We start from the raw sequence: 21,716 nt of genomic DNA, 5'->3' as shown, positions 1-21,716 counted from the left end.
GGCTGCGGCCCCGGCATGGTCCTTCGCGGGACACCGCGCGCATCGCGCGCAGATAAGTGGACTTCGGTTCCTGCTGCGCGTCGCGCGCCTCGCTCGAAGCGGGCGGCGCAGCAGGAGAGGGCGGCATGCGGTTAACTGCTGCGCCCGTGGCGTGCGGCAAGCTTACACGCCCTGTTTCAGGCTCGCGCTGATGAAGGCGTCGAGATCGCCGTCGAGCACGGCCTTGGTGTTGCTGATTTCGACGTTGGTGCGCAGGTCCTTGATGCGGCTGTTGTCGAGCACGTAGGAGCGGATCTGGTGGCCCCAGCCCACGTCCGACTTGCCCGCTTCGAGCTTGTCCTGTTCCGACTGGCGCTTGCGCATCTCGGCTTCGTACAGGCGCGACTTCAGCATGGCCATGGCTTCGGCGCGGTTGCGGTGCTGCGAGCGGTCGTTCTGGCACTGCACGACGATGCCCGACGGGACGTGCGTGATACGCACGGCGGAGTCGGTCTTGTTGATGTGCTGACCGCCCGCGCCCGAAGCGCGGTACGTGTCGATGCGCAGATCGGCCGGATTGACTTCGATCTCGAACGAGTCGTCGATCTCCGGATACACGAACACCGACGAGAACGACGTATGACGCCCGCCCGACGAGTCGAACGGCGACTTGCGCACGAGGCGGTGAATGCCGGTTTCGGTCCGCAGGAAGCCGTAGGCGTATTCGCCTTCGACCTTGATCGTCGCGCTCTTGATGCCGGCCACGTCGCCTTCGGACTCTTCGAGCACTTCGGTCTTGAAGCCCTTGCGTTCGCAGTAGCGCACGTACTGGCGCAGCAGCATGGACGCCCAGTCGCAGGCCTCGGTGCCGCCGGCGCCGGCCTGGATGTCGATGAACGCGTTGTTCGGATCGGCCGGATTCGCGAACATGCGGCGGAATTCGACGTCGGCTACGCGCGCTTCGATCGCGTGAGCGTCGGACTCGATGGCGACGAGCGTGTCCTCATCGCCTTCTTCGCGCGCCATTTCGAAGAGATCCTGGGTGTCGCGCGTGTCGTTCTCGATGCCGTCGAGCACGTGCACCACGCCCTCGAGCAGTTTCTTTTCCTTGCCGAGACCCTGGGCGTGCTTGGAGTCGTTCCAGACGTTGGGGTCTTCGAGTTCGCTGTTGACTTCGACGAGCCGTCGGGCTTTTACGTCGTAGTCAAAGATACCCCCGTAGCTCGCCCGCGCGCGTGCGCAGGTCCGCCAAAAGGGCTTCGATCGCGTTGAGACGTTCCGCTTCCATTTGTATCGTGATCCGGCGTGTAAAACATTGAATTATAGCCGATTGGACCCGGATCAAGGGCGGCGCGGGCGCTTCCGGCGGCCCGCGCTTTTCAGTGCAACGTGCAGTTCAAGGCGCGCTTAGAGCGCAGCGTGCTCAACCACGAGCTGCACGCGCGACACGCCATTCCAGGTGTCGCGCACGAGCCGGTAGGCGACCGTGGTGTGCTGCGGCAGCGATTCGGTGTGGTTGAACCAGATCGCGTTGAAGCGCTGGCGCCCGCGCAGCAGTTGCAGTTTGAGGTGCTTGTCCTTCACGAGCGCCTGCGAGGCCACCTCGAATTCCCCCGAAAACACGGGCGCCGGGAAGCCCTGGCCCCACACGGCGGCATCGAGCATCTCGACGAAATCGGGCGTGAAGTAGGCGTCTTCGAGATCGCCGTCAGTTTCGACGGTGCGCGCGAGCGCCTCTTCGGTGAGCCACTCGCGGCCCACGCGCTCGAAGGCGGCGGCAAAGCGCGGCACGTCGGCGGCGGCGATCGTCATGCCCGCGGCCATCGCGTGGCCGCCGAACTTCTGGATCAGACCGGGCTCGCGCTTGCTGATCAGATCGACCGCGTCGCGCAGATGGAAACCGGGGATCGAACGGCCCGAGCCCTTCACGAGCTCGCCGTCGTCGTCGGCAGGCGCGAAGGTGAACGAGGGGCGGTGAAAGCGCTCCTTGAGCCGTCCCGCGACGATGCCGATCACACCCTGGTGCCAGCTTTCGTTGAACAGCGTGAGCGTGGCCTTGCCTTGCGGATCGACGTCGGCGAGATCGGCGAGCGCCTGCTGCTGCATGCCGGCTTCGATCTCGCGGCGTTCGCGGTTCATGCCGTCGAGCTGCTGCGCAAGCTCCCAGGCGCGGCCCACGTCGTCGGTGGTCAGGCACTCGATGCCGAGCGACATGTCCGAGAGCCGGCCGGCCGCATTCAGGCGGGGGCCGAGCGCGAAGCCGAAGTCGAAGCCCGACGCGGTTTTCGCGTCGCGGCCCGCCGCGCGAAAGAGCGCGGCGATCCCCGGCTGCATGCGGCCGTTGCGCACGCGCTGCAAGCCTTGCGCGACGAGCACGCGGTTATTGCAGTCGAGCTTCACGACGTCGGCGACGGTGCCGAGCGCGACGAGATCGAGCAGGCCGTCGAGACGCGGCTCGGGCTTGCCGTCGCTGAACGCGCCGCGCCTGCGCAGCTCCGCACGCAGCGCGAGCAACGTGTAGAACATCACGCCCACGCCCGCGATGCACTTGCTCGGAAACTCGCAGCCCGGCTGGTTCGGATTGACGATGGCGCGCGCGTCGGGGAGCGTCTCGCCGGGCAAGTGGTGGTCGGTGACGAGCACCTCGATGCCGAGTTCGTTCGCGGCTTCGACGCCTTCCACGCTGGCGATGCCGTTGTCCACCGTGATCAGGACGTCGGGTGGACCGCCCTTGCGTTGCGCGGCGAGTGCGACGATCTCGGGCGTGAGGCCGTAGCCATACTCGAAACGGTTCGGCACCAAGTAGTCGATCTGCGCGCCGAACATGCGCAGGCCGCGCACGGCCACGGCGCAGGCCGTCGCGCCGTCGCAATCGTAGTCGGCGACCACGAGCATGCGGCACTCGGCTTCGAGCGCGTCGGCGAGCAGTTCGGCGGCCTCGTCGAGGCCCTTCATGCCGGTGGGCGGAATGAGGCGCGCGAGGCCGGTTTCGATCTCGTCGGGCTGGCAAACGCCGCGCGAGGCGTAGAGGCGCGCGAGCACCGGATGCAGGCCGTGGCGCACGAGCGCTTCGGTGTCGGCGGGCGAGCAGGCACGGGTGACGATTCGGGTCATGCGTGAGCGCGGAAAAAAGAAGTCATTCGGGAATCATTCGATAAAAAGCGACGCGAACAGGCGGCGTCGCCAGAACTTGCGCAAATCGCCGCGCGTGATGGACAGCGTGACCGAGCCCGTGTCGCCGCATAGCGTGAGATCGAGCGCGGCGAGCGCGCCCGTTTGCAGCGCCGTGAGCGCCGGCGCGAACCAGTCGCGCTCAAGTTGAGCGAACGCGGCGTTCCAGCGACCCCAGTCCTGCTGGATGAAGGCCGCCGAGAACGGATCGAGCTCGACGAGCGTCGCGCCCGTGCCCGAACCGTTGTTGAGCGCGGCTGCGAGCGCGGCAAAGTTCGCGGGCGCGGCATCGACTTGCGCCTTCGCGGCGAGCGCCAGGCCGCGCGTGGCGGCCGCATCGGAGCGCACGCGCGCATAGGGGCTCGTGACGGTGCGCAGCGCGCCCTGGGCGTGGAACCAGATCGAATTGACGGCGGGCAGACCGCGCGCTTCGCGGGCCTCGTTCACGGGATGCTCGAACCACGCCATCTGCACTTCGTTCTGCACCTTCATCCAGGCGCGCGAACGCTGGCCCGAATGGGCCTCGCGCGGCAGCCAGATCTCGATGTTGCGGCCGCTCGCGCGCAAGGGCGACGCGCCCGCGAGCGTGCCGAACGCTTCCGACGAGAGATACCAGCGCTGCGGCGTCGGCGCCTCGATGCGCACGCCCAGTTCTTCGATCAGCGGGCGGGCGACAGTGTAGAGCGTGGCGGCGTCGGCGTCGGCGAGTTCGAGCGAGGCGGGGTCGATCAGCACCAGATGATCGTGCGCGATGCGCACGTGCACGGGCTGCACGCACGCCCAGGTGGCGTCGCCGGGCGTGCCGCCATCGGCGAGCAGCATGTAAGGCGCAAGCGGCGCTTCGTCGTCGGCGGCCGGCGCGGAGTTTGCGCGGTTCGCGCTCGCCGGACCGAGCGCGCCGAACTGGCGCGCGACCCAGCGCTCGTGCGGCAGCGTACGCTGGAAGTCCTCGCCGATCACCTGCTCGCCGAGTGTCGCGCGCGCAACCAGTTTCGCGAGCGCCGGGTATTCGAGGCCCGCGAGCGCGGTGGAGGCGGCCGCGGCGGACGGCAAGGCAAAGGGGACGAGGAAATGGAGTCGGTCGGCGGGCATGATGGTGCGCATTGTACTTCGGCGCTACGTGCGCCGGGCGGCCCTCGGGCGTGCCGCAACGGCATCGCCTCGACCCGTTATGCTGGTGCTGCGGCACTTGTGGGCGAATTGCGGCTCGAAGCAGAGGGCGGGCAAACGCCTCCCGGGGGCTGCGGTTCTCACGCGGGAAAGTTCACGGGGAACTCCGTCGAATATCCGTGACCCGCCGCCAGTGTGGCAAACTTCGCGGTTGATCGCCGCCCAACCCGGCACGATATTCTCCGGCCGTCCGGCGCACTGGCCCCAGGGTCGATACGGCGCCGGAGCGCAACGAAGACGCAAAAGGATTCGCTTGAAACTTCCCTACGAATGGCAGATAGGCTGGCGCTACACCCGCGCCGGCAAACGCACGACCGGCAACGGGTTCATCTCGTTCATCGCGCTCATATCGATGTCGGGCATCGCGCTCGGCGTCGCGGCGCTGATCGTCGTGCTTTCGGTGATGAACGGCTTCCAGCGCGACGTGCGCGACCGCATGCTTTCCGTGCTTGCGCACATCGAGATTTTTTCGCCGACGGGCACGATGCCCGACTGGCAGCTCACCGCGAAAGAAGCGAAGACCAATCCTGAAGTCATTGGCGCGGCGCCTTACGTGGACGCCCAGGCGCTGCTCACGCGCGGCGACAGCGTGAACGGCGTTGCGCTGCGCGGCATCGAACCTTCCGAGGAGCCGCAGGTTTCGGACATCGGCCGGGAAATGAAGGCGGGCAGCCTGAACGACCTCACGCCCGGCAGCTTCGGCATCGTGCTCGGCGCCGATCTCGCTGTGAACCTGGGCGTGACGGTGGGCGACAAGGTCACGCTGGTCGCGCCCGAGGGTTCGATCACGCCGGCCGGCATGCTGCCGCGCTTGAAGCAGTTCACGGTGATGGGCGTATTCGAGTCGGGCCATTACGAGTACGACAGCACGCTCGCACTCACCAACATCCGCGACGCCGAAGTGCTTTATCGCTTAGGCGCGCCAAGCGGCGTGCGTCTGCGCTTGAAGGACATGCAGCGCGCGCCGGCGGTGGCGCGCCAGCTCGTGCATACGCTCTCGGGCGACCTCTATATCCGCGACTGGACGCAGCAGAACAAGACCTGGTTCTCGGCCGTGCAGATCGAAAAACGCATGATGTTCATCATTCTCACGCTCATCATCGCGGTCGCGGCGTTCAACCTCGTTTCGTCTCTCGTCATGACCGTCACCAACAAGCAGGCCGATATCGCGATCCTGCGCACGCTCGGCGCGCAGCCGGGCTCGATCATGAAGATCTTCGTCGTGCAGGGCGTGACGATCGGCTTCGTGGGCACGGCCATCGGCATTGCGCTCGGCTGCCTGATCGCGTGGAGCATTCCATGGAGCGTGCCGGCGATCGAGCATCTGCTCGGCATTCAGTTCCTGCCGCCTTCGGTTTATTTCATCAGCGAGCTGCCTTCCGAACTCGTGGCTTCCGACGTGATCCGCATCGGCGTGATCGCCTTCGTGCTGTCCGCGCTCGCCACGCTCTATCCGAGCTGGCGCGCGGCCAAGGTTCGTCCCGCGGAGGCGCTGCGCTATGAATGACCGTCAATCGCTGATCGCCGCGGCTGGCGATTATCCGTACGTGCTCGAAGCGCACGGTGTCTCGAAGGTGTTTGGCCAGGGCCAGCTTGCTGTGCAGGTGCTGCACGACACCGATCTGAAAGTGAAGCGCGGCGAGAAGCTCGCTGTGGTGGGCGCGTCGGGCTCGGGCAAGAGCACGCTGCTGCACGTGCTCGGCGGACTCGACGAGCCGGGCGCGGGCAAGGTCTCGGTGCTCGGCAAGCCGTTCACCGAGCTGTCAGAGCGCGAGCGCAACGAACTGCGCAATCGGACGCTGGGCTTCGTCTATCAGTTCCACCATCTGCTGCCGGAGTTTTCGGCGCTCGACAACGTGGCGATGCCGTTGCGTATTCGCCGCATGACGCAGGAAGACGCGCGTGCCGAGGCGATGCAGATCCTCGATCGCGTGGGCCTCTCGCATCGCGCGCGCAACCGGCCGGGCGAACTGTCGGGCGGCGAGCGCCAGCGCGTGGCCATTGCGCGTGCGCTCGTGACGAAGCCCGCATGCGTGCTCGCCGACGAGCCCACGGGCAACCTCGACGGCGCGACAGCGGATAACGTCTTCAATCTGATGCTCGAACTCTCCGACCAGTTCGATACGAGTTTCGTGATCGTCACGCATGATCCCGACCTCGCGGCGCGCTGCGACCGCATCGTGCGCCTGCGCGACGGCATGCTGCACGAGGAACCGGTCGTACCGGTCTGAGCCTTCCCGCGAGCGAGCGCCATGTGGATCGACACGCACTGCCATCTCGATGCCGCCGAGTTCGACGCGGACCGCGACGCGGTCGCGTCGGCGGCGCGCGCGGCGGGTGTGTCGCGCATCGTGATCCCGGCGGTGGCGCGCGAGAACTTCGACGTGGTGCGCGCGCTCGCGTACCGCACCGAGGGCGCCGTCTACGCGCTCGGCATTCATCCGCTCTATACGCCGCAGGCGCATGACGAAGACCTTGAAGTGCTGCGCCGCGAGATCGAGGCGAGTCTCGATGATCCGCGCTTCGTCGGCATCGGCGAGATCGGGCTCGATTACTTCGTGCCGGGCCTCGACGAGGCCCGGCAACAGCACTTCTACGATGCCCAGTTGCGCCTTGCGCGCGAGTTCGGCTTGCCGGCGATCTGCCATGTGCGCAAGTCGCAGGACCAGGTGCTCAAGGGGCTGCGCCGCAACGGCGTGAAAAGCGGCATCGCGCATGCGTTCAACGGCAGCTTCCAGCAGGCGCGTGCGTTCATCGATCAAGGGATGCATCTGGGCTTCGGCGGCAATGTGACGTTCGAGCGCGCGCTGCAGATCCGCAGACTCGCGCAGCAACTGCCGCTCGAGGCCATCGTCATGGAAACCGATGCGCCGGACATCTCGCCCGCTTGGCTTTATCGCGCGCGCAACACGCCTGACCAGGTGCCTCGCATCGGCGCCGTGCTCGCAGGCTTGCGGGGCTTGAGTCCCGACGAACTCGCCCTTGGCACGACGGCTAACGCGGCGGCTGCGCTGCCGCGGCTCGCACTTTCGTCTGCATAATCGTTTCCAGGGTGGCGTGCACAGCGTGCATTTTGCGCGGCGCGACTGACGCGGTTTGTGCATTCAGCCCCCTCGTTGCGAGGAGGCGGGATGCGGGCGATGTGGTGCGGGTTTGCGCTGGGCGTGATTGTCTTGCAGCGACAGGCGGCGTTGCCGGGGTGGGGGGCGTGGGTCGCGCTGGTTCTGGCAACCGGGCTCGGGGCCACGTGGGCGGCATGGGCGTTGGGCGGCGCGCCACCGGTGGATGAATCTCATGTCGGGCTGTCTTGCGGGCGACGCTGGCGCATGGTCAGCGGCTGGGCGGCGGTGTGGTTTGCGGCCGCATGCGCGGGCTTTGGCTATGCGGCGTGGCGTGCAGAAACACGGCTTGCTGAGGCGCTTCCCGCTGCCTGGGAGGCGCGCAACATCGCCATCAGCGGCTATATCTCCAGCTTGCCTTCCTACGGAGCGAACGGCGCAAGCTTCCTCTTTCGTGTCGAATCCTGGGAAACGCACAAGGCTGCCACGGCGCTGCCGCATTTGATTCAACTATCGTGGGTGGCGCGCGAGGCGCCGCTGCCGCCGCTCGTGCCCGGCGCACGCTGGCGCCTTGCCGTGCGGCTCAAACGCCCGCACGGCAACGGCAACTTCCGCCTGCGCGACACGCAGGCCGCGCTGCTCGCGCGCGGCGTTCGCGCCACCGGGTACGTGAGCGATCCCGGGCATGTGGTGCGTCTGCCCGTCGACGCCACCGGCGTAGGCGTGCGCATCGAGCGGGCGCGCGCCGCGCTGCGTGCGCGCATCGACGCAGTGCTCGGCGACGCGCCGCATCGCGGCATCGTCATTGCGCTCGCCACCGGCGCACAGGACGCGGTCAGCGACGCGGACAGGCGGCTCATGCGCAATACGGGCACGAGCCACCTGGTGGCGATCTCCGGGCTGCATCTCGCGTTCGTCGCGGGGCTCGCCGGGTGGGTCGCGGGCGCACTGTGGCGGCGCGCGCGCTGGCGCGGCGTCGATGCGCCACTCATCGTGCCGGCGCAAAAGGTTGCGGTGGCGGGAGCGCTGCTCGCGGCAGGAGTCTACGCCGCGCTCGCCGGCTTCAATGTGCCGGTGCAGCGCGCGCTCTGGATGCTGGCGGTCGTTGCGCTCGCGCTGTTCGCCGGGCGCGAGGTCGCGCGCTCGCACGTGCTGGCGTGGGCGCTCGGGCTCGTGCTGCTGCGCGATCCGTGGGCGGTGACGGCCGCAGGCTTCTGGCTTTCGTTTTGCGCGGTCGCGGCGATCCTCTTTGCGGCGAGCGGCGTGCCACGCTTGCACAGGGACGCGCCGCAGAATGCTGCCGCGGACGCCGCCGATCCGCTGCATGACCGAACCGATCCATTCGCAGGGCCTGCTGTGCGTGCAGGCGCGGTTCGACGTCTTGCCGCCATGGCGCTTCCGCCTGATGACTGGCGTGGGGCGATGCGACGTCTTGCGTCACGCCTTGGCGATAGCGCCCGCGTGCAGTGGGCCGTGACCCTGGCGCTCGCGCCCCTCACTGCGTACTGGTTCGCGCAAATACCGCTCATCGGCCCACTGGCCAATGCCTTTGCGATTCCCTGGGTGAGCATGCTCGTCGCGCCGCTCGTGATCGCGAGCGCCGCGATGCCCGCGCCGGTCGACGCCCTCGCGCTGCGCGCGGCGCATACCTGCCTCGACTGGCTGGTTGTGGCGCTGAGCGCGCTGGAGGGCCTGCCGTGGGCGGTTTTACGGCTGCCGCAACCCGGAGCGTGGCCGCTCGCGTGCGCTGCAGTGGGCGTCGTCTGGTGGCTTGCGCCACGCGGTTGGCCAATGCGCTGGATCGCACCGTTCACATGGCTGCCGTTACTGGTGCCTGCGCCCACGGGGCCGCCGCCGGGCGCTTTCCGGCTCACGGCGCTCGACATCGGCCAAGGCACCTCGGTGCTGGTCGAGACGGCCCGGCATCGCCTGCTGTTCGACGCGGGCCCGGGCCCCGAGTCGACGCAGGCGGGCGAGCGCATTGTCGTGCCGTATCTGCAGGCGCATGGCATAGGGCGCCTCGATGCGCTGATGATCAGCCACGACGACTCCGATCATTCGGGCGGCGCGCAAGCCGTGTTCGACGGTGTCGACGTCGAGGCATTTGTGGCGGGCATCCTGCCCGCGCATCCGCTGTGGGCGAGCGCACGCACAAGGGGCGCGCAGACCGTGCGGTGCGCCGCCGGCCAGCGCTGGCGGTGGGACGGCGTCGACTTCGAGGTGCTCTGGCCCGACCCCGGGCCGCTCGCGGGCAAACCCAATGCGCATTGCTGCGTCCTGCGGGTGACGACGGCGGCAAGCGTTGCGCCCGAGGCACAAGACGGTCCGGTCTCTGCGCTGATCGCCGCCGACATCGAAGCGGGCGTCGAGCGCACGCTGGTCGCGCGCGACCCCGAGCGGCTGCGCGCCCAGGTGCTGGTCGTGCCGCATCACGGCAGCCGCTCCTCGTCGACTGAACCGTTCCTCGATTCTGTCTGGCCGCTCGTCGCGATATTTCAGGTAGGCTATCTGAACCGCTTTCATCACCCGCATCCGGGCGTCTACGCGCGCTACGCGGCCCGCGACATCGTGCTCGCGCGCAGCGACGCGGACGGCGCCGCGCGCGTCGAGGCGCGGCCCGGCGCACTTGCCGTCGAGCGCTTTCGCGACACGCAGCGGCGCTACTGGATGGACCCGCCGACGCAGGACTGACGCGCCGATAGCAGGGTGAACGAAAGCGCGAATGACGAGAGAGATCAACAAAATAGAGAGACACGCCGCCTTTGAAAAACGTCATCCATTTCTCGCACGCGAACGGCTTTCCGGCCTCGACGTATCGCACGTTCTTCGCCGAACTGGGCGACAACTACGAGTTGCGCTACATCGAGCGCATCGGGCACGACGCGCGCTTTCCCGTCACCCGCGACTGGCCGCATCTCGTCGAGCAACTGCTCGACGACATCGGCCGCACCTACGAGGAGCCCGTGTGGCTCGTCGGCCATTCGCTCGGCGGCTATCTCTCGCTGATGGCCGCGCTGAAAAAGCCGCAATGGGTCAAGGGCGTCGTGATGCTCGATTCGCCGGTGATCGCGGGCTGGCGCAGCAGCATGTTGCGGGTCTCGCAGTGGACCGGGCTCGACGAGCGCCTGTCGCCTGCCGTCGCCACGCGCACGCGCCGCACGAACTGGGCGAGCCGCGACGAGGCCTGGCGGCATTTCCATTCGAAGGCGGCATTCGCGCGCTGGGACGAGCGCGTGCTTTCCGACTATGTCGACTTCGGCATTCCTCAGACCTCGGTCGACGGCGGTCGCACGCTCGCCTTCGACCGCCAGACCGAGTACATGATTTACCGCACGCTGCCTCACACCTTAGGCCCGAGGCTCGTGCACGGCTCGCCCGTGCCGGTGAGCTTCGTCGCGGGCACGCAGTCGCGTGAAGTGCGCCAGGTCGGGCTTGCGGCAACACGGCGCATCGCCGGCGAGCGCTTCGAGTGGATCGAGGGCAGTCATCTGTATCCGATGGAGCGTCCGATCGAGACCGCGCGCGCGGTACAGCGCATGCTTTACGCCATGGAAAACGGAGCCTGAGCGGCCGGTTTTCAGCGCGGTTGCTCGCAGGGCAGGGTAGAGCGTGGGGCTACGTGTCGCGCATCGTTTCCGCTCGCTCAAAATTCAGGGTTAGCCCTTGCTTTCAGGTATAATCCGTTTTTCCCGCGAGCATCCAGCGATGACCAAATATGTTTTCGTCACCGGCGGCGTAGTTTCCTCCCTTGGCAAGGGTATTGCCGCCGCCTCCCTCGCCGCGATCCTCGAATCGCGCGGTCTGAAAGTCACCCTCCTCAAGCTCGATCCCTACATCAACGTCGACCCCGGCACGATGAGCCCGTTTCAGCACGGCGAAGTGTTCGTGACGGAAGACGGAGCGGAAACCGACCTCGACCTTGGCCACTATGAGCGCTTCATTACCACGAAGATGCGCAAGGCCAACAACTTCACCACTGGCCAGATCTACGAATCGGTGATCCGCAAGGAACGCCGCGGCGACTATCTGGGCAAGACCGTGCAGGTCATTCCGCACATCACGAACGAAATCCAGGCATTCATCGAACGCGGCGCCGCATCGGCGACGTGCGGCGAGCCGGATGTCGCGATCGTCGAAGTGGGCGGCACGGTGGGCGACATCGAGTCGCTGCCGTTCCTCGAGGCCGCGCGCCAGATGAGCCTGCGCCTTGGCCGCAATAGCGCGTGCTTCGTGCACCTCACGCTGGTGCCGTTCATCGCCACGGCGGGTGAGCTCAAGACCAAGCCCACGCAGCACAGCGTGCAGAAGCTGCGCGAAATCGGTATCTATCCGAACGTGCTGCTGTGCCGCGCCGACCGCCGCATTCCGGACGACGAGCGCTCGAAGATCTCGATGTTCTCGAACGTACCCGAAGACGCCGTGATCTCGGTGTGGGACGCCGACAGCATCTACAAGATCCCGCAGATGCTGCACGACCAGGGCCTCGACTCGATCGTCTGCGACGAACTGAAGCTCTCCGCCAAGCCCGCCGATCTGTCGATCTGGGCGGAAATGGTCGAAAAGCTCGAGCATCCGAAGCACGAAGTCACGATCGGCATGGTCGGCAAGTACGTCGACCTGACCGAGTCGTACAAGTCGCTCATCGAAGCGCTGCGCCACGCGTCGATCAAGACCTCGGCGAAGGTGAACATCGAGTACATCGACTCCGAGCAGATCGACGAAGAAGGTGTCGAGAGCCTCAAGCATCTCGACGCGATCCTCGTGCCGGGCGGCTTCGGCCGTCGCGGCACCGAAGGCAAGATCAAGGCCATCCAGTACGCCCGCGAAGCGAAGGTGCCGTACCTCGGCATCTGCCTCGGCATGCAGCTCGCCGTCATCGAATTCGCGCGCGACGTGGTGGGCCTGAAGCACGCGAACAGCACGGAATTCGATCCGGACACGCCCGACCGCGTCGTCGCGCTCATCACCGAATGGGCCGATCGCGAAGGCAAGGTCGAGAAGCGCACCGAAGACTCGGACCTCGGCGGCACGATGCGCCTCGGTTCGCAGCGTTGCCCGATCAAGCCCGGCACGCTCGCGGCAGAAATCTACGGCAAGGACGTGAACGAGCGTCACCGTCACCGTTATGAAGTCAATAACGGCTACGTGCCCAAGCTCGAAGCCGGCGGCCTTATCATCAGCGCCCGTACGCCGACTGAAGACCTGCCGGAAATGATGGAACTGCCGCGCGACATGCACCCGTGGTTCGTCGGCGTCCAGTTCCACCCGGAATTCACGTCCACGCCGCGTGACGGCCATCCGCTCTTCAAGGCGTATGTCGAAGCGGCAGTCGCGCACCACGAGGCGCGCGCCGAGGAGAAAGCATGAATCTGTGCGGTTTCGAGGTAGGCCTCGATAAGCCGTTCTTCCTGATCGCAGGCACCTGTGTCGTCGAGTCCGAACAGATGACGATCGACACGGCAGGGCGCCTGAAGGAAATCACGTCGAAGCTCGGCATTCCGTTCATCTACAAGTCGTCTTACGACAAGGCCAATCGTTCGAGCGGCAAGTCGTTTCGCGGCCTCGGGATGGACGAGGGCCTGCGCATCCTTTCCGAAGTGAAGCGTCAGCTCGGCTTGCCGGTGCTGACCGATGTGCACACCGAAGAAGAGATCGGACCCGTGGCTTCGGTCGTGGACGTGCTGCAAACGCCCGCGTTCCTGTGCCGCCAGACCGACTTCATCCACGCGTGCGCGCGCTCGGGCAAGCCTGTGAACATCAAGAAAGGCCAGTTCCTCGCGCCGCACGACATGAAGAACGTGATCGACAAGGCTCGCGAAGCCGCGCGTGAGGCGGGTCTTTCCGAAGACCGCTTCTTCGCGTGCGAGCGCGGTGTTTCGTTCGGTTACAACAACCTCGTCTCGGACATGCGCTCGCTCGCTATCATGCGCGAGACGGGTGCGCCGGTCGTGATGGACGTGACCCACTCGGTGCAGCTGCCGGGCGGGCAGGGCACGAGCTCGGGTGGGCAGCGCGAATTCGTGCCGGTGCTCGCTCGCGCGGCCGTGGCCACGGGCGTGGCGGGTCTCTTCATGGAGACGCACCCGAACCCCGCGCAGGCGAAGTCCGACGGCCCGAACGCCGTGCCGCTGAACCGCATGGCCGACCTGCTCGAAACCCTCGTGACGCTCGACCAGGCGGTCAAGCGCACGCCGTTCCTCGAGAACGACTTCAGCTGAGCTGGAAACTACGTAGTACGGCGCGCCGCTTCGATTGCATGAGCGGCGCGATGGAGGAGCAGCGCGGCGCACCGCACCGCGCTCGATGTACAAGGCAGCGTGGCAGCGCATCCGTCACGGGAACGTGAGCGTTGCGCTGCGGCAAGTTGAACCTGGCGAGCGCGCAGCCTGTCCCATGTGACGGTGTGCCCCCGAACGAGCATGGAAACTGTGCCTCGCGGGGCGATGCAGCAGGCGGCGCAGCTCGCGCAAGAATTACTGTCATTTCCTGAGGAAACCATGAGTGCAATCGTAGATATCATCGGTCGCGAGATTCTGGATTCGCGCGGCAATCCCACCGTCGAATGCGACGTGCTGCTCGAATCGGGCACGATGGGCCGCGCGGCAGTGCCGTCGGGCGCATCCACGGGCTCGCGCGAAGCGATCGAACTGCGCGACGGCGAAGCCGGCCGCTACAACGGCAAGGGCGTGCTGAAGGCCGTCGAGCACATCAACACCGAAATCTCCGAGGCGATCATGGGCCTCGACGCGTCGGAACAAGCCTTCCTCGACAAGACCCTGCTCGAGCTCGACGGCACCGACAACAAGTCGCGCCTCGGCGCGAACGCCATGCTGGCCGTGTCGATGGCCGTCGCGAAGGCCGCCGCTGAGGAAGCCGGCCTGCCGCTGTACCGCTACTTCGGCGGCTCGGGCGCAATGCAACTGCCGGTCCCGATGATGAACATCGTCAACGGCGGCGCGCACGCGAACAACAGCCTCGACATCCAGGAATTCATGATCGTGCCGGTGAGCCAGCCGACCTTCCGCGAAGCGCTGCGTTGCGGCGCGGAAGTGTTCCACGCGCTCAAGAAGATCCTCTCGGATCGCGGCATGAGCACGGCAGTGGGCGACGAAGGTGGCTTCGCACCGAACTTCGGCAGCAACGACGAGTGCCTTTCGACCATCCTGCAAGCCATCGAGAAGGCCGGCTACCGCGCCGGTGAAGACGTCCTGCTCGCGCTCGACTGCGCAGCGAGCGAGTTCTACCACGACGGCAAGTACCAGCTCGCGGGCGAAGGCCTGCAACTGTCGTCGGCCGAATTCGCCGACTACCTCGCGACGCTCGCCGACAAGTTCCCGATCGTCTCGATCGAAGACGGCATGCACGAGTCCGACTGGGCCGGCTGGAAGCTCCTGACCGACAAGCTCGGCAAGAAGGTCCAACTCGTGGGCGACGACCTGTTCGTGACCAACACGCGCATCCTGAAGGAAGGCATCGAGAAGGGCATCGCCAACTCGATCCTCATCAAGATCAACCAGATCGGCACGCTGACGGAAACCTTCGCGGCAATCGAAATGGCCAAGCGCGCCGGCTACACGGCCGTGATCTCGCACCGTTCGGGCGAAACCGAAGACTCGACGATCGCCGACATCGCCGTGGGCCTGAACGCGGGTCAGATCAAGACCGGTTCGCTCTCGCGCAGCGACCGCATCTCGAAGTACAACCAGCTGCTGCGCATCGAGGAAGATCTCGGTGATATCGCCAGCTACCCGGGCAAGTCGGCGTTCTATAACCTCCGCTGAGCGGACCCAGCGCCGGCAGCAGCCTTGCTGTCACCCTTCGTCATCTCTCTCCGCCGCCCTGCGTATAGCGCAGGGCGGCGTGTATTTATCCGGCACCTTTCATGCGGCTTGTCACTGTCGTTCTGATCATCCTGCTCGTGCTGATCCAGTATCCGCTCTGGTGGGGCCATGGTGGTTGGCTGCGTGTCCACGAACTGCAGCAGCAACTCGCGCAGCAGCAAAAGCAGAACGACGACGAGAAACTGCGCAACGAACGCATTGCGGGCGAAGTGCAGGATCTGCAGAACGGCACGGCTGCCGTCGAGGAGCGTGCTCGCTATGAGATGGGCATGGTGAAGGACAGCGAGGTGTTCGTGCAGTTCGTCTCGCCGAACCAGTCGCCGCCGGTTACGCCGAGCGGTTCGTCGAACACCTCGACGCGCGGCGAGATGTCGGCGGCGCCGGTGAGGGTGGTGCCGAACCCCGTTTCGCGTGTGCCCGAGAAGAAGCACGGGCATGGGAAGGAAGCGAAGAAGGCGGGTTGAGCGGTTCGCTTGCGATGAGCAGATAAGACAAGCAAAAGGCGCGGCATTGAGCCGCGCCTTTTTTCGTTCTGAGCGTTCACGTCGCGAAGCCCGCGATTACCAGCCCCAGCCCGGATAGCCGTAGCCAATCCCCGTACCCCAGCCGTGCCCCCAACCGCCGCCGTAATAGCTGCCGTAGACGGTGACCGGCGGCGCGTACGCGCGCGACCAGGCTTGTGCGGCAGCTTCCGCGGCCATGGCGTTGTCCTGTTCGGCGAGCGCCTGACGGTCGATCGCGTCGTAGCGCGCTTTCTCGTCGGGCGTGAGCACGGGCGCGGCGGCCGGGATGCCCGACTGCGCCGGGGGCAGCCGGCTGTAGATCGGCGACGGGCCCGGCGGGTCCATCATGCAGCCGCTCGTCGACGCAACGGCCGCGCCGAGCGTCGTGAGTAAGAACAACGCGCTCACGCGCGGCATGCGCTCGCGTAACGGAGATACGATGGGACGTACGAAGCGTTTGTTCTTGATCATGCTTCTCTCCATCTGTCGGACGCCTAAGTAACTTGAGATGAGGGCAGGTCCGCATTTCGATCCGGTCCCCGCGCCTGTCATGTGCCGCTACGCAGGGCGGCGACGCAACACGCGTTGCGCCGCAGTTTGCACCCGTTTGCCTTAGTGGCGACGCTCCGCAGCGGGGCTCACGCTTTCTGAGAGCCCAGTCACGGCAAAAAGTTGCGCGACATCCACAGGGTCGAACTCATAGCGCTGATTGCAGTAGTCGCAATGAATCTCGACATGACCGCGTTCCTCGATCACGCCGTCGACTTCCTCGCGGCCCAGCATCTTGAGCATCGCGCCCACTTTCTCGCGCGAGCACGAACACTGGAAGCGCGGCGCCAGCGGCTCGAAGTGACGCACGTTCTCCTGCCAGAAGAGGCGGCGGAACAATGTCTCGCCGTCTTCCTTGAGCATTTCGTCGCGCGTGAGCGTGCCGCCGAGCGTGCAGACGCGCTCCCACGTATCGAGGTCGTGCTCGCCCTGGTGCGGCACGATCCCGCCGTCGCCCGGCAGCTTCTGGAGCAGCATGCCGACTGCACGGTCGTCGTTGGCGGCGAGCCAAAGGCGCGAGTCGAGCTGTTCCGAGTGATGCATGTAATGCTCGAGCACGGCGGCAATGGACTTGAGCGGGCCGTCTTCGCCATTCAGCGGCACGATGCCCTGGTAGGGCTGCTGGCCCGGCTGCTTTTTCGCGGGGTCGAGCGTGATCACGCAGCGGCCCTGGCCGTCCGGATTCACGAGGTCGGCGAACGTGAGTTCTTCGCCGAGCGGCAGGGCATTTTCGCCCATGAAGTCTTCGCCGAGGCGCGCGGTCGCGCGCATCGTCAGATCCGAGCCGCACTGTACGACCAGCATCTTCACGGGGCCGTCGCCGAAGATCTGCATGATCAGCGTGCCGTCGAACTTGAGATTCGCCGAGAGCAGCGCGCACGCTGCCATCATCTCGCCGAGCACGGTGCGCACGGGCGTCGGATACTGGCGGCGCTTGAGCACTTCCTGCCACGTGTTGTTCAGCGAGACGATCTCGCCGCGTACCGGCGCGGCGCTGAACATGAATTTTTGCAACTGGTCGTTCACAATCTTTTCCTTCGTTTCAATCGGGGCGGCGCGGCCCGCGCCGCACACGGCAAGAGCTTGTCGCTCTCAGCCGATGCGCACGAGCTGCGCCTTGAAATATTCGCGGCGCTGCGCGTAGACATCCGCGTTGCGCTTGAGGCCGGCAATGTCGGCCTCGGTCAGCTCACGCACGACTTTGGCCGGCGCGCCGAGAATCAGCGAGTTGTCGGGGAACACCTTGCCTTCGGTGACCACCGCACCCGCGCCAACCAGACAGTTGCGGCCGATCACCGCGCCATTCAAGACCACGGCCTGAATGCCGATCAGTGCGCCTTCCTTCACGGTGCAGCCGTGCAGCATGGCCTGATGGCCCACGGTCACGTTCGCTTCGAGCGTGAGCGGGTAGCCGGGGTCCGTGTGGAGCACCGCGCCTTCCTGAACGTTGCTGCGCGCGCCGACGGTGATCGGCTCGTTGTCGCCGCGCAGCGTCGCGCCGAACCAGACGCTCGCGTCTTCGGCCAGTTCGACCTTGCCGATGACGGTCGCGTTGTCCGCGACGAACACGCTTTCGTGAATGGTCGGTGCAGCTTCGCCAAGCTTGTAGATGGCCACGGTGTTGAGTCTCCTATGTCTTTCGGGGCTGCTGCCGGTCTGCGGGCGACGCGCAACGGGTGCGGACGACGCCAGGCAGGTGAATCGCGTATTGTAAACGGTTGCGTGCGCGGTCCGCTCGGGGCGCTTTTCGGGCGCCCGCGCCCGCGTCTTGTATTTCCGCTTTTCGGTCCCTGTTTCTTCTGCCGATGAATTCCGCTTTTTCCGCCGTCAGCGCAAGTGCTGATCTCCCAGGACCAACCGATGCCGAGCCCGACTGCTGGCGCCTCGCCGCGCTCGCCGCGCTGCGCGAATGCGACCCGATCGCCAAGGTCGATGCGGTGCGCGCGCTGCACGCGCAGAGTCAGGCGCAGGCCGCTGCGCCTCGCTGGGAGCCGCAGCGCGTCATCCCGACGCCGGACGGCTTGCCTGGCCGCCCGGCCGAGCCGCCGCTCGTCGAACCGCGCGAACTGCAGCGCCGCAGCATGAGCACGCCACAGGGCCGCGTCGTGCTGCTGCACGCGCTGGCCCACATCGAATTCAACGCGATCAATCTCGCGCTCGACGCGGTCTGGCGCTTCCCCGCCATGCCCGACGCGTTCTACGCCGACTGGCTCAGGGTCGCGGCGGAAGAGGCGTATCACTTCTCGCTGCTGCGTGCGCGGCTCGCCGACTATGGCCACGCATACGGCGACTTCCCCGCGCACAACGGCCTGTGGGAGATGTGCGAGCGCACCAGCGCCGACGTGCTCGCGCGCATGGCGCTCGTGCCGCGTGTGCTGGAGGCGCGCGGGCTCGACGCCTCGCCGCCCATCCGCGCGCGCCTGAAGCAGGCTGGCGACGACGAATCGGCCGCTATCCTCGACATCATCCTGCGCGACGAAGTGGGACACGTGCGCATCGGCAACCATTGGTTCCGCCACCTTTGCGAGGCACGCGCGCTCGACCCGCACGCGGCATGGCTCGCGCTCGCGCAGCAGTACCACGCGCCGCGCATGCGCGGTCCGTTCAACTTCGAGGCGCGCCGCTCGGCGGGTTTCGACGACGCCGAACTGGACACGCTGGCGGCCCAGGACGCCGCGGCACAGTCCGCCTCGAAGCAGTCAGCGGGGCGTCACTCGAGCGAATGACGTACCGCGAACGCCCGGCGGCTATATAATCGAACGACCATTCTTTTTGCGGCAACGCAGATGAATCAATCCCGGTCCGAATTCGTCAACGTCAATGGCATCCGGCTGCACGTGCGCCGCTGGGGCGCCGAGAGCGCGCCCGTGCTGTTCATGCTGCACGGCTGGATGGACGTGGCGGCGTCGTTCCAGTTCGTCGTCGATGCGCTCGATGAACGCGGCGGTGACTGGCAGGTCATCGCTCCCGACCTGCGCGGCTTCGGCCTCTCCGACTGGCCCGTTGCGCAAGGACAGGGCAGCAACTACTGGTTCCCCGACTACCTCGCCGATCTCGACGCGCTGCTCGCCCATTACGCGCCCGAGGGGCAGGTGGATCTCGTGGGGCACAGTCTCGGCGCGAACATCGTGTGCCTCTATGCGGGCGTGCGGCCCGAGCGTGTGCGCCGCGTGGTCGACCTGGAGGGTTTCGGCATGCCGGCGCCGTCACCGAGACAGGCGCCGGGCCGCATGCGCGAGTGGCTCGACGAAGTGCGCACGCCGCCGCAACTGCGCACGTACGCGTCGCTCGACGAGGTGGCCGCGCGGCTCGTGAAGACCAATCCGCGTCTGATCGCACCGCGTGCGCGCTTTCTCGCGGAACACTGGTCGAAGCCGGACGGCGAGGGCGGTTATGTGCTGCTCGGCGATCCGGCGCACAAGATGCGCGGTCCGCTGCTGTACCAGCTCGACGAGGTGATGGCGATCTGGTCGCAGGTGAGCGCAAGGGTGCTGCACGTCGAAGCGGCCAGTTCCGAAACGCTTGTGCGGCTCGCGGGGGCGGTGCCCATCGGCGAATTCAAGAAGCGCTTCGAGGCATTTCCCGACTGGCGCGAGCGTATCGTCGACGGGGCGGGGCACATGGTGCATCACGACCAGCCGGAAGAGGTCGCGCGCCTGATCGAGGCGTTCTGCGCGGGAGCGTAAAGCACATCGCGCGCTTATTCGGGCGGCCCGCCAGGCGCGAGGCGCCGCCCGACGACTTCACTGCGTTGCAGTAAAATGGACGTTCATCCTTTTCCCGCATCCAATGAACGCCGATCTCCACTGTCACTCCACTGTCTCCGACGGGCAACTGGCCCCAGCCGCCGTCGCGCAGCTGGCGAAAGCGGGTGGCGTGGGCTTGTGGGCGCTCACCGATCACGACGTGCTCGGCGGCCAGCGCGAAGCGCGCGAAGCGGCCGAGGCGCTCGGCATGCGCTATCTGAGCGGCGTCGAGATTTCGGTCACCTGGGCGTCGCGCACGGTGCACGTCGTCGGCTTGCATGTGGATCCGGAGTGCGCCGCGCTCGTCGACGGCCTCGCGCGCACGCGTGACGGCCGCGCGGCACGCGCCGAAGCCATTGGCGAGCGGCTCGGCGAACTCGGCATTCCCGACGCGTACGAAGGCGCGTTCCAGTACGTCTCGAATCCAGACCTCGTCTCGCGGACTCACTTCGCGCGCTTTCTCGTCGAAAGCGGCCGTGCGCAGAACACCCAGGACGCGTTTTCGCGCTGGCTCGGCGAAGGCAAGCCCGGTTACATCGCGCACCGCTGGGCCAGGCTCGCCGACGCCGTAGCGTGGATCAAGGCGGCGGGCGGCGAGGCGATCATCGCCCATCCGGGCCGCTACGCTTACACGCAACTCGAATTCGACACGCTCTTCGGCGAATTCATCGATCTGGGCGGCAAGGCCATCGAAGTCGTTACCGGCAGCCATACGCCCGACCAGTACGCCGAGTACGCGGCCGTTGCGAGGCGCTTTGGCTTCGAGGCGTCGCGCGGCTCGGACTTCCATGCGCCCGGGCCCGACGCGATCAAGCCGGGCACGCTGCCGCCTTTGCCTTCCGGTCTCAAGCCTGTCTGGGAGCGATGGCTGTAGGCCGCGCACGGCGCGCGGCCCACTGACTCCGCCCATTTGCTGCAAGGCGTTTCGCGCCGGTCAATCCCGCCTTGTCGTCGCTTTGTGGTACTACGTGCAGTCGTCCGCCGTTTTCGCGCACCGTCCCGCTGTTTTCATCGCCCGCTGTTTTCATTGCATTCGTCAGCTGATTACTGCCATGTCCCAGTTCTTTCGGCTTCACCCGGAAAACCCGCAGCCGCGTCTCGTCAAGCAGGCGGTGGAGATCATCCGTGACGGCGGTGTGATCGCATTGCCGACCGATTCGAGCTACGCGCTCGCCGCCCGCATCGACGACAAGCACGCCGCCGAGCGCCTGCGCCGCATCCGCGGGCTCGACGAAAAGGCGCTGCTCTCGCTGATGGTGCGGGACCTGTCCGAACTCGCGAACTTCGCCATGGTGGACAACCGCCAATACCGGCTCATCAAATCGGTGACGCCGGGGCCGTATGTGTTCGTGCTGGTGGCGACGAAGGAAGTGCCCCGGCGCCTTTCGCATCCGTCGCGCAAGACGATCGGCCTGCGTGTGCCCGGTCATCCGATTCCGCTGGCGATCCTCGAAGAACTGGGCGAGCCGCTGCTTGCCACCACGCTGATCCTGCCGCCCGACACCGAACCGCTCAACGACCCCGAGGAGATTCGGGAGCGTCTCGAGAAACAGCTCGATCTCGTGATCGACGGCGGGGCGTGCCCGTGCGAGCCGTCCACCGTGATCGATCTCACTGGCGAGGAGCCTGTGCTCGTGCGGCCGGGGCGGGGTTCGCTGGCGCCGTTCGGCATCGAAGAAGAAGAGGCGTGATGAGACA

At 66.5% G+C, this 21,716-nt stretch carries 19 protein-coding genes; 13 read left to right on the top strand and 6 right to left on the bottom strand.

What is annotated here, in order from left to right; genetic code table 11:
* Positions 1-162: 162 nt before the first annotated feature.
* The 3 genes from prfB to AB3X99_RS18075 form a co-directional block, all read right to left on the bottom strand.
* Positions 163-1,267, bottom strand: a protein-coding gene (gene prfB / locus AB3X99_RS18085; protein WP_342925367.1) for a peptide chain release factor 2 whose coding sequence is annotated in 2 segments (ribosomal slippage) — positions 163-1,185 and positions 1,187-1,267 — 1,104 coding nt in all. Because the reading frame shifts where the segments join, the coding sequence is not laid out codon by codon here.
* A 119-nt stretch (positions 1,268-1,386) separates the two neighbouring features.
* Positions 1,387-3,093, bottom strand: coding sequence for a single-stranded-DNA-specific exonuclease RecJ (gene recJ, locus AB3X99_RS18080; protein WP_368617678.1), 1,707 nt, complete (start codon positions 3,091-3,093; stop codon positions 1,387-1,389).
* Positions 3,094-3,126: 33 nt separating this feature from the next.
* Entirely contained in the window at positions 3,127-4,254 is a 1,128-nt protein-coding gene (locus AB3X99_RS18075; protein WP_368617677.1) for a regulator, read from the bottom strand.
* Positions 4,255-4,573: 319 nt separating this feature from the next.
* Here AB3X99_RS18075 and AB3X99_RS18070 point away from each other — a divergent pair, with 319 nt between their 5' ends.
* From AB3X99_RS18070 to ftsB, 9 genes are all read left to right on the top strand, one after another.
* Positions 4,574-5,827: a lipoprotein-releasing ABC transporter permease subunit gene (locus AB3X99_RS18070; RefSeq protein ID WP_069265533.1), complete on the top strand. Its 1,254-nt coding sequence runs from the start codon at positions 4,574-4,576 to the stop codon at positions 5,825-5,827.
* Entirely contained in the window at positions 5,820-6,551 is a 732-nt protein-coding gene (gene lolD, locus AB3X99_RS18065) for a lipoprotein-releasing ABC transporter ATP-binding protein LolD (protein ID WP_368617676.1), read from the top strand. The genes AB3X99_RS18070 and lolD overlap by 8 nt, the downstream gene beginning before the upstream one ends.
* Positions 6,552-6,572: 21 nt before the next feature.
* Positions 6,573-7,361, top strand: coding sequence for a TatD family hydrolase (locus tag AB3X99_RS18060; RefSeq protein WP_368617675.1), 789 nt, complete (start codon positions 6,573-6,575; stop codon positions 7,359-7,361).
* Positions 7,362-7,451: 90 nt separating this feature from the next.
* Entirely contained in the window at positions 7,452-10,070 is a 2,619-nt protein-coding gene (locus AB3X99_RS18055; protein WP_368617674.1) for a ComEC/Rec2 family competence protein, read from the top strand.
* A 71-nt stretch (positions 10,071-10,141) separates the two neighbouring features.
* The gene (locus tag AB3X99_RS18050; RefSeq protein WP_069265537.1) at positions 10,142-10,945 is read left to right on the top strand and encodes an alpha/beta fold hydrolase; all 804 of its coding nucleotides are present in this window, start codon (positions 10,142-10,144) and stop codon (positions 10,943-10,945) included.
* A gap of 139 nt (positions 10,946-11,084) precedes the next feature.
* A complete protein-coding gene (locus AB3X99_RS18045) occupies positions 11,085-12,746 on the top strand; it encodes a CTP synthase (protein ID WP_069265538.1) in 1,662 nt (553 codons plus the stop codon).
* Positions 12,743-13,597 carry a 3-deoxy-8-phosphooctulonate synthase gene (kdsA, locus tag AB3X99_RS18040; RefSeq protein ID WP_069265539.1) on the top strand — a complete coding sequence of 285 codons (855 nt, stop codon included), beginning with the start codon at positions 12,743-12,745 and terminating at the stop codon, positions 13,595-13,597. The genes AB3X99_RS18045 and kdsA overlap by 4 nt, the downstream gene beginning before the upstream one ends.
* A 279-nt stretch (positions 13,598-13,876) precedes the next feature.
* On the top strand, positions 13,877-15,160 hold the full coding sequence (gene eno, locus AB3X99_RS18035; RefSeq protein ID WP_028216897.1) for a phosphopyruvate hydratase: 1,284 nt from the start codon (positions 13,877-13,879) through the stop codon (positions 15,158-15,160).
* A 101-nt stretch (positions 15,161-15,261) separates the two neighbouring features.
* A complete protein-coding gene (gene ftsB / locus AB3X99_RS18030) occupies positions 15,262-15,684 on the top strand; it encodes a cell division protein FtsB (protein ID WP_069265540.1) in 423 nt (140 codons plus the stop codon).
* A 96-nt stretch (positions 15,685-15,780) separates the two neighbouring features.
* On the opposite strand, the gene AB3X99_RS18025 is transcribed toward ftsB, so the two are convergent.
* The 3 genes from AB3X99_RS18025 to AB3X99_RS18015 all read right to left on the bottom strand — a co-directional run bounded on the left by AB3X99_RS18025 (position 15,781) and on the right by AB3X99_RS18015 (position 17,889).
* Entirely contained in the window at positions 15,781-16,140 is a 360-nt protein-coding gene (locus AB3X99_RS18025) for a hypothetical protein (RefSeq protein WP_368617772.1), read from the bottom strand.
* Positions 16,141-16,335: 195 nt separating this feature from the next.
* On the bottom strand, positions 16,336-17,298 hold the full coding sequence (hslO, locus tag AB3X99_RS18020) for an Hsp33 family molecular chaperone HslO (protein ID WP_368617673.1): 963 nt from the start codon (positions 17,296-17,298) through the stop codon (positions 16,336-16,338).
* A gap of 66 nt (positions 17,299-17,364) precedes the next feature.
* A complete protein-coding gene (locus AB3X99_RS18015; RefSeq protein ID WP_069265541.1) occupies positions 17,365-17,889 on the bottom strand; it encodes a gamma carbonic anhydrase family protein in 525 nt (174 codons plus the stop codon).
* 188 nt (positions 17,890-18,077) lie between these two features.
* Between AB3X99_RS18015 and AB3X99_RS18010 the strand changes: the two genes are divergently transcribed.
* The 4 genes from AB3X99_RS18010 to AB3X99_RS17995 all read left to right on the top strand — a co-directional run bounded on the left by AB3X99_RS18010 (position 18,078) and on the right by AB3X99_RS17995 (position 21,709).
* Positions 18,078-18,998: a ferritin-like domain-containing protein gene (locus tag AB3X99_RS18010; RefSeq protein ID WP_368617672.1), complete on the top strand. Its 921-nt coding sequence runs from the start codon at positions 18,078-18,080 to the stop codon at positions 18,996-18,998.
* Positions 18,999-19,058: 60 nt separating this feature from the next.
* Positions 19,059-19,958 carry an alpha/beta fold hydrolase gene (locus AB3X99_RS18005; RefSeq protein WP_368617671.1) on the top strand — a complete coding sequence of 300 codons (900 nt, stop codon included), beginning with the start codon at positions 19,059-19,061 and terminating at the stop codon, positions 19,956-19,958.
* Between the two features lie 103 nt (positions 19,959-20,061).
* The gene (locus tag AB3X99_RS18000; protein WP_342945880.1) at positions 20,062-20,892 is read left to right on the top strand and encodes a 3',5'-nucleoside bisphosphate phosphatase; all 831 of its coding nucleotides are present in this window, start codon (positions 20,062-20,064) and stop codon (positions 20,890-20,892) included.
* Between the two features lie 178 nt (positions 20,893-21,070).
* Entirely contained in the window at positions 21,071-21,709 is a 639-nt protein-coding gene (locus AB3X99_RS17995; RefSeq protein WP_254315176.1) for an L-threonylcarbamoyladenylate synthase, read from the top strand.
* The last annotated feature ends 7 nt before the right edge of the window (positions 21,710-21,716 follow it).

Origin of the sequence: Paraburkholderia sp. BR10882 (assembly GCF_040948855.1) — a bacterium.
Taxonomy (GTDB): Bacteria; Pseudomonadota; Gammaproteobacteria; order Burkholderiales; family Burkholderiaceae; genus Paraburkholderia; species Paraburkholderia nodosa_A.
The sequence above is the reverse complement of the archived record's forward strand: the minus strand, read 5'-3'. Positions and strand labels throughout refer to the sequence as shown.

Bases quoted from the DNA above. Each gene is read 5' to 3' on its own strand.
- recJ (WP_368617678.1), bottom strand. From the start codon at position 3,093: ATGACCCGAATCGTCACCCGTGCCTGCTCGCCCGCCGACACCGAAGCG.
- AB3X99_RS18075 (WP_368617677.1), bottom strand. From the start codon at position 4,254: ATGCGCACCATCATGCCCGCCGACCGACTCCATTTCCTCGTCCCCTTT.
- lolD (WP_368617676.1), top strand. From the start codon at position 5,820: ATGAATGACCGTCAATCGCTGATCGCCGCGGCTGGCGATTATCCGTAC.
- AB3X99_RS18060 (WP_368617675.1), top strand. From the start codon at position 6,573: ATGTGGATCGACACGCACTGCCATCTCGATGCCGCCGAGTTCGACGCG.
- AB3X99_RS18055 (WP_368617674.1), top strand. From the start codon at position 7,452: ATGCGGGCGATGTGGTGCGGGTTTGCGCTGGGCGTGATTGTCTTGCAG.
- AB3X99_RS18045 (WP_069265538.1), top strand. From the start codon at position 11,085: ATGACCAAATATGTTTTCGTCACCGGCGGCGTAGTTTCCTCCCTTGGC.
- kdsA (WP_069265539.1), top strand. From the start codon at position 12,743: ATGAATCTGTGCGGTTTCGAGGTAGGCCTCGATAAGCCGTTCTTCCTG.
- eno (WP_028216897.1), top strand. From the start codon at position 13,877: ATGAGTGCAATCGTAGATATCATCGGTCGCGAGATTCTGGATTCGCGC.
- ftsB (WP_069265540.1), top strand. From the start codon at position 15,262: ATGCGGCTTGTCACTGTCGTTCTGATCATCCTGCTCGTGCTGATCCAG.
- AB3X99_RS18025 (WP_368617772.1), bottom strand. From the start codon at position 16,140: ATGCCGCGCGTGAGCGCGTTGTTCTTACTCACGACGCTCGGCGCGGCC.
- AB3X99_RS18010 (WP_368617672.1), top strand. From the start codon at position 18,078: ATGAATTCCGCTTTTTCCGCCGTCAGCGCAAGTGCTGATCTCCCAGGA.
- AB3X99_RS18005 (WP_368617671.1), top strand. From the start codon at position 19,059: ATGAATCAATCCCGGTCCGAATTCGTCAACGTCAATGGCATCCGGCTG.
- AB3X99_RS18000 (WP_342945880.1), top strand. From the start codon at position 20,062: ATGAACGCCGATCTCCACTGTCACTCCACTGTCTCCGACGGGCAACTG.
- AB3X99_RS17995 (WP_254315176.1), top strand. From the start codon at position 21,071: ATGTCCCAGTTCTTTCGGCTTCACCCGGAAAACCCGCAGCCGCGTCTC.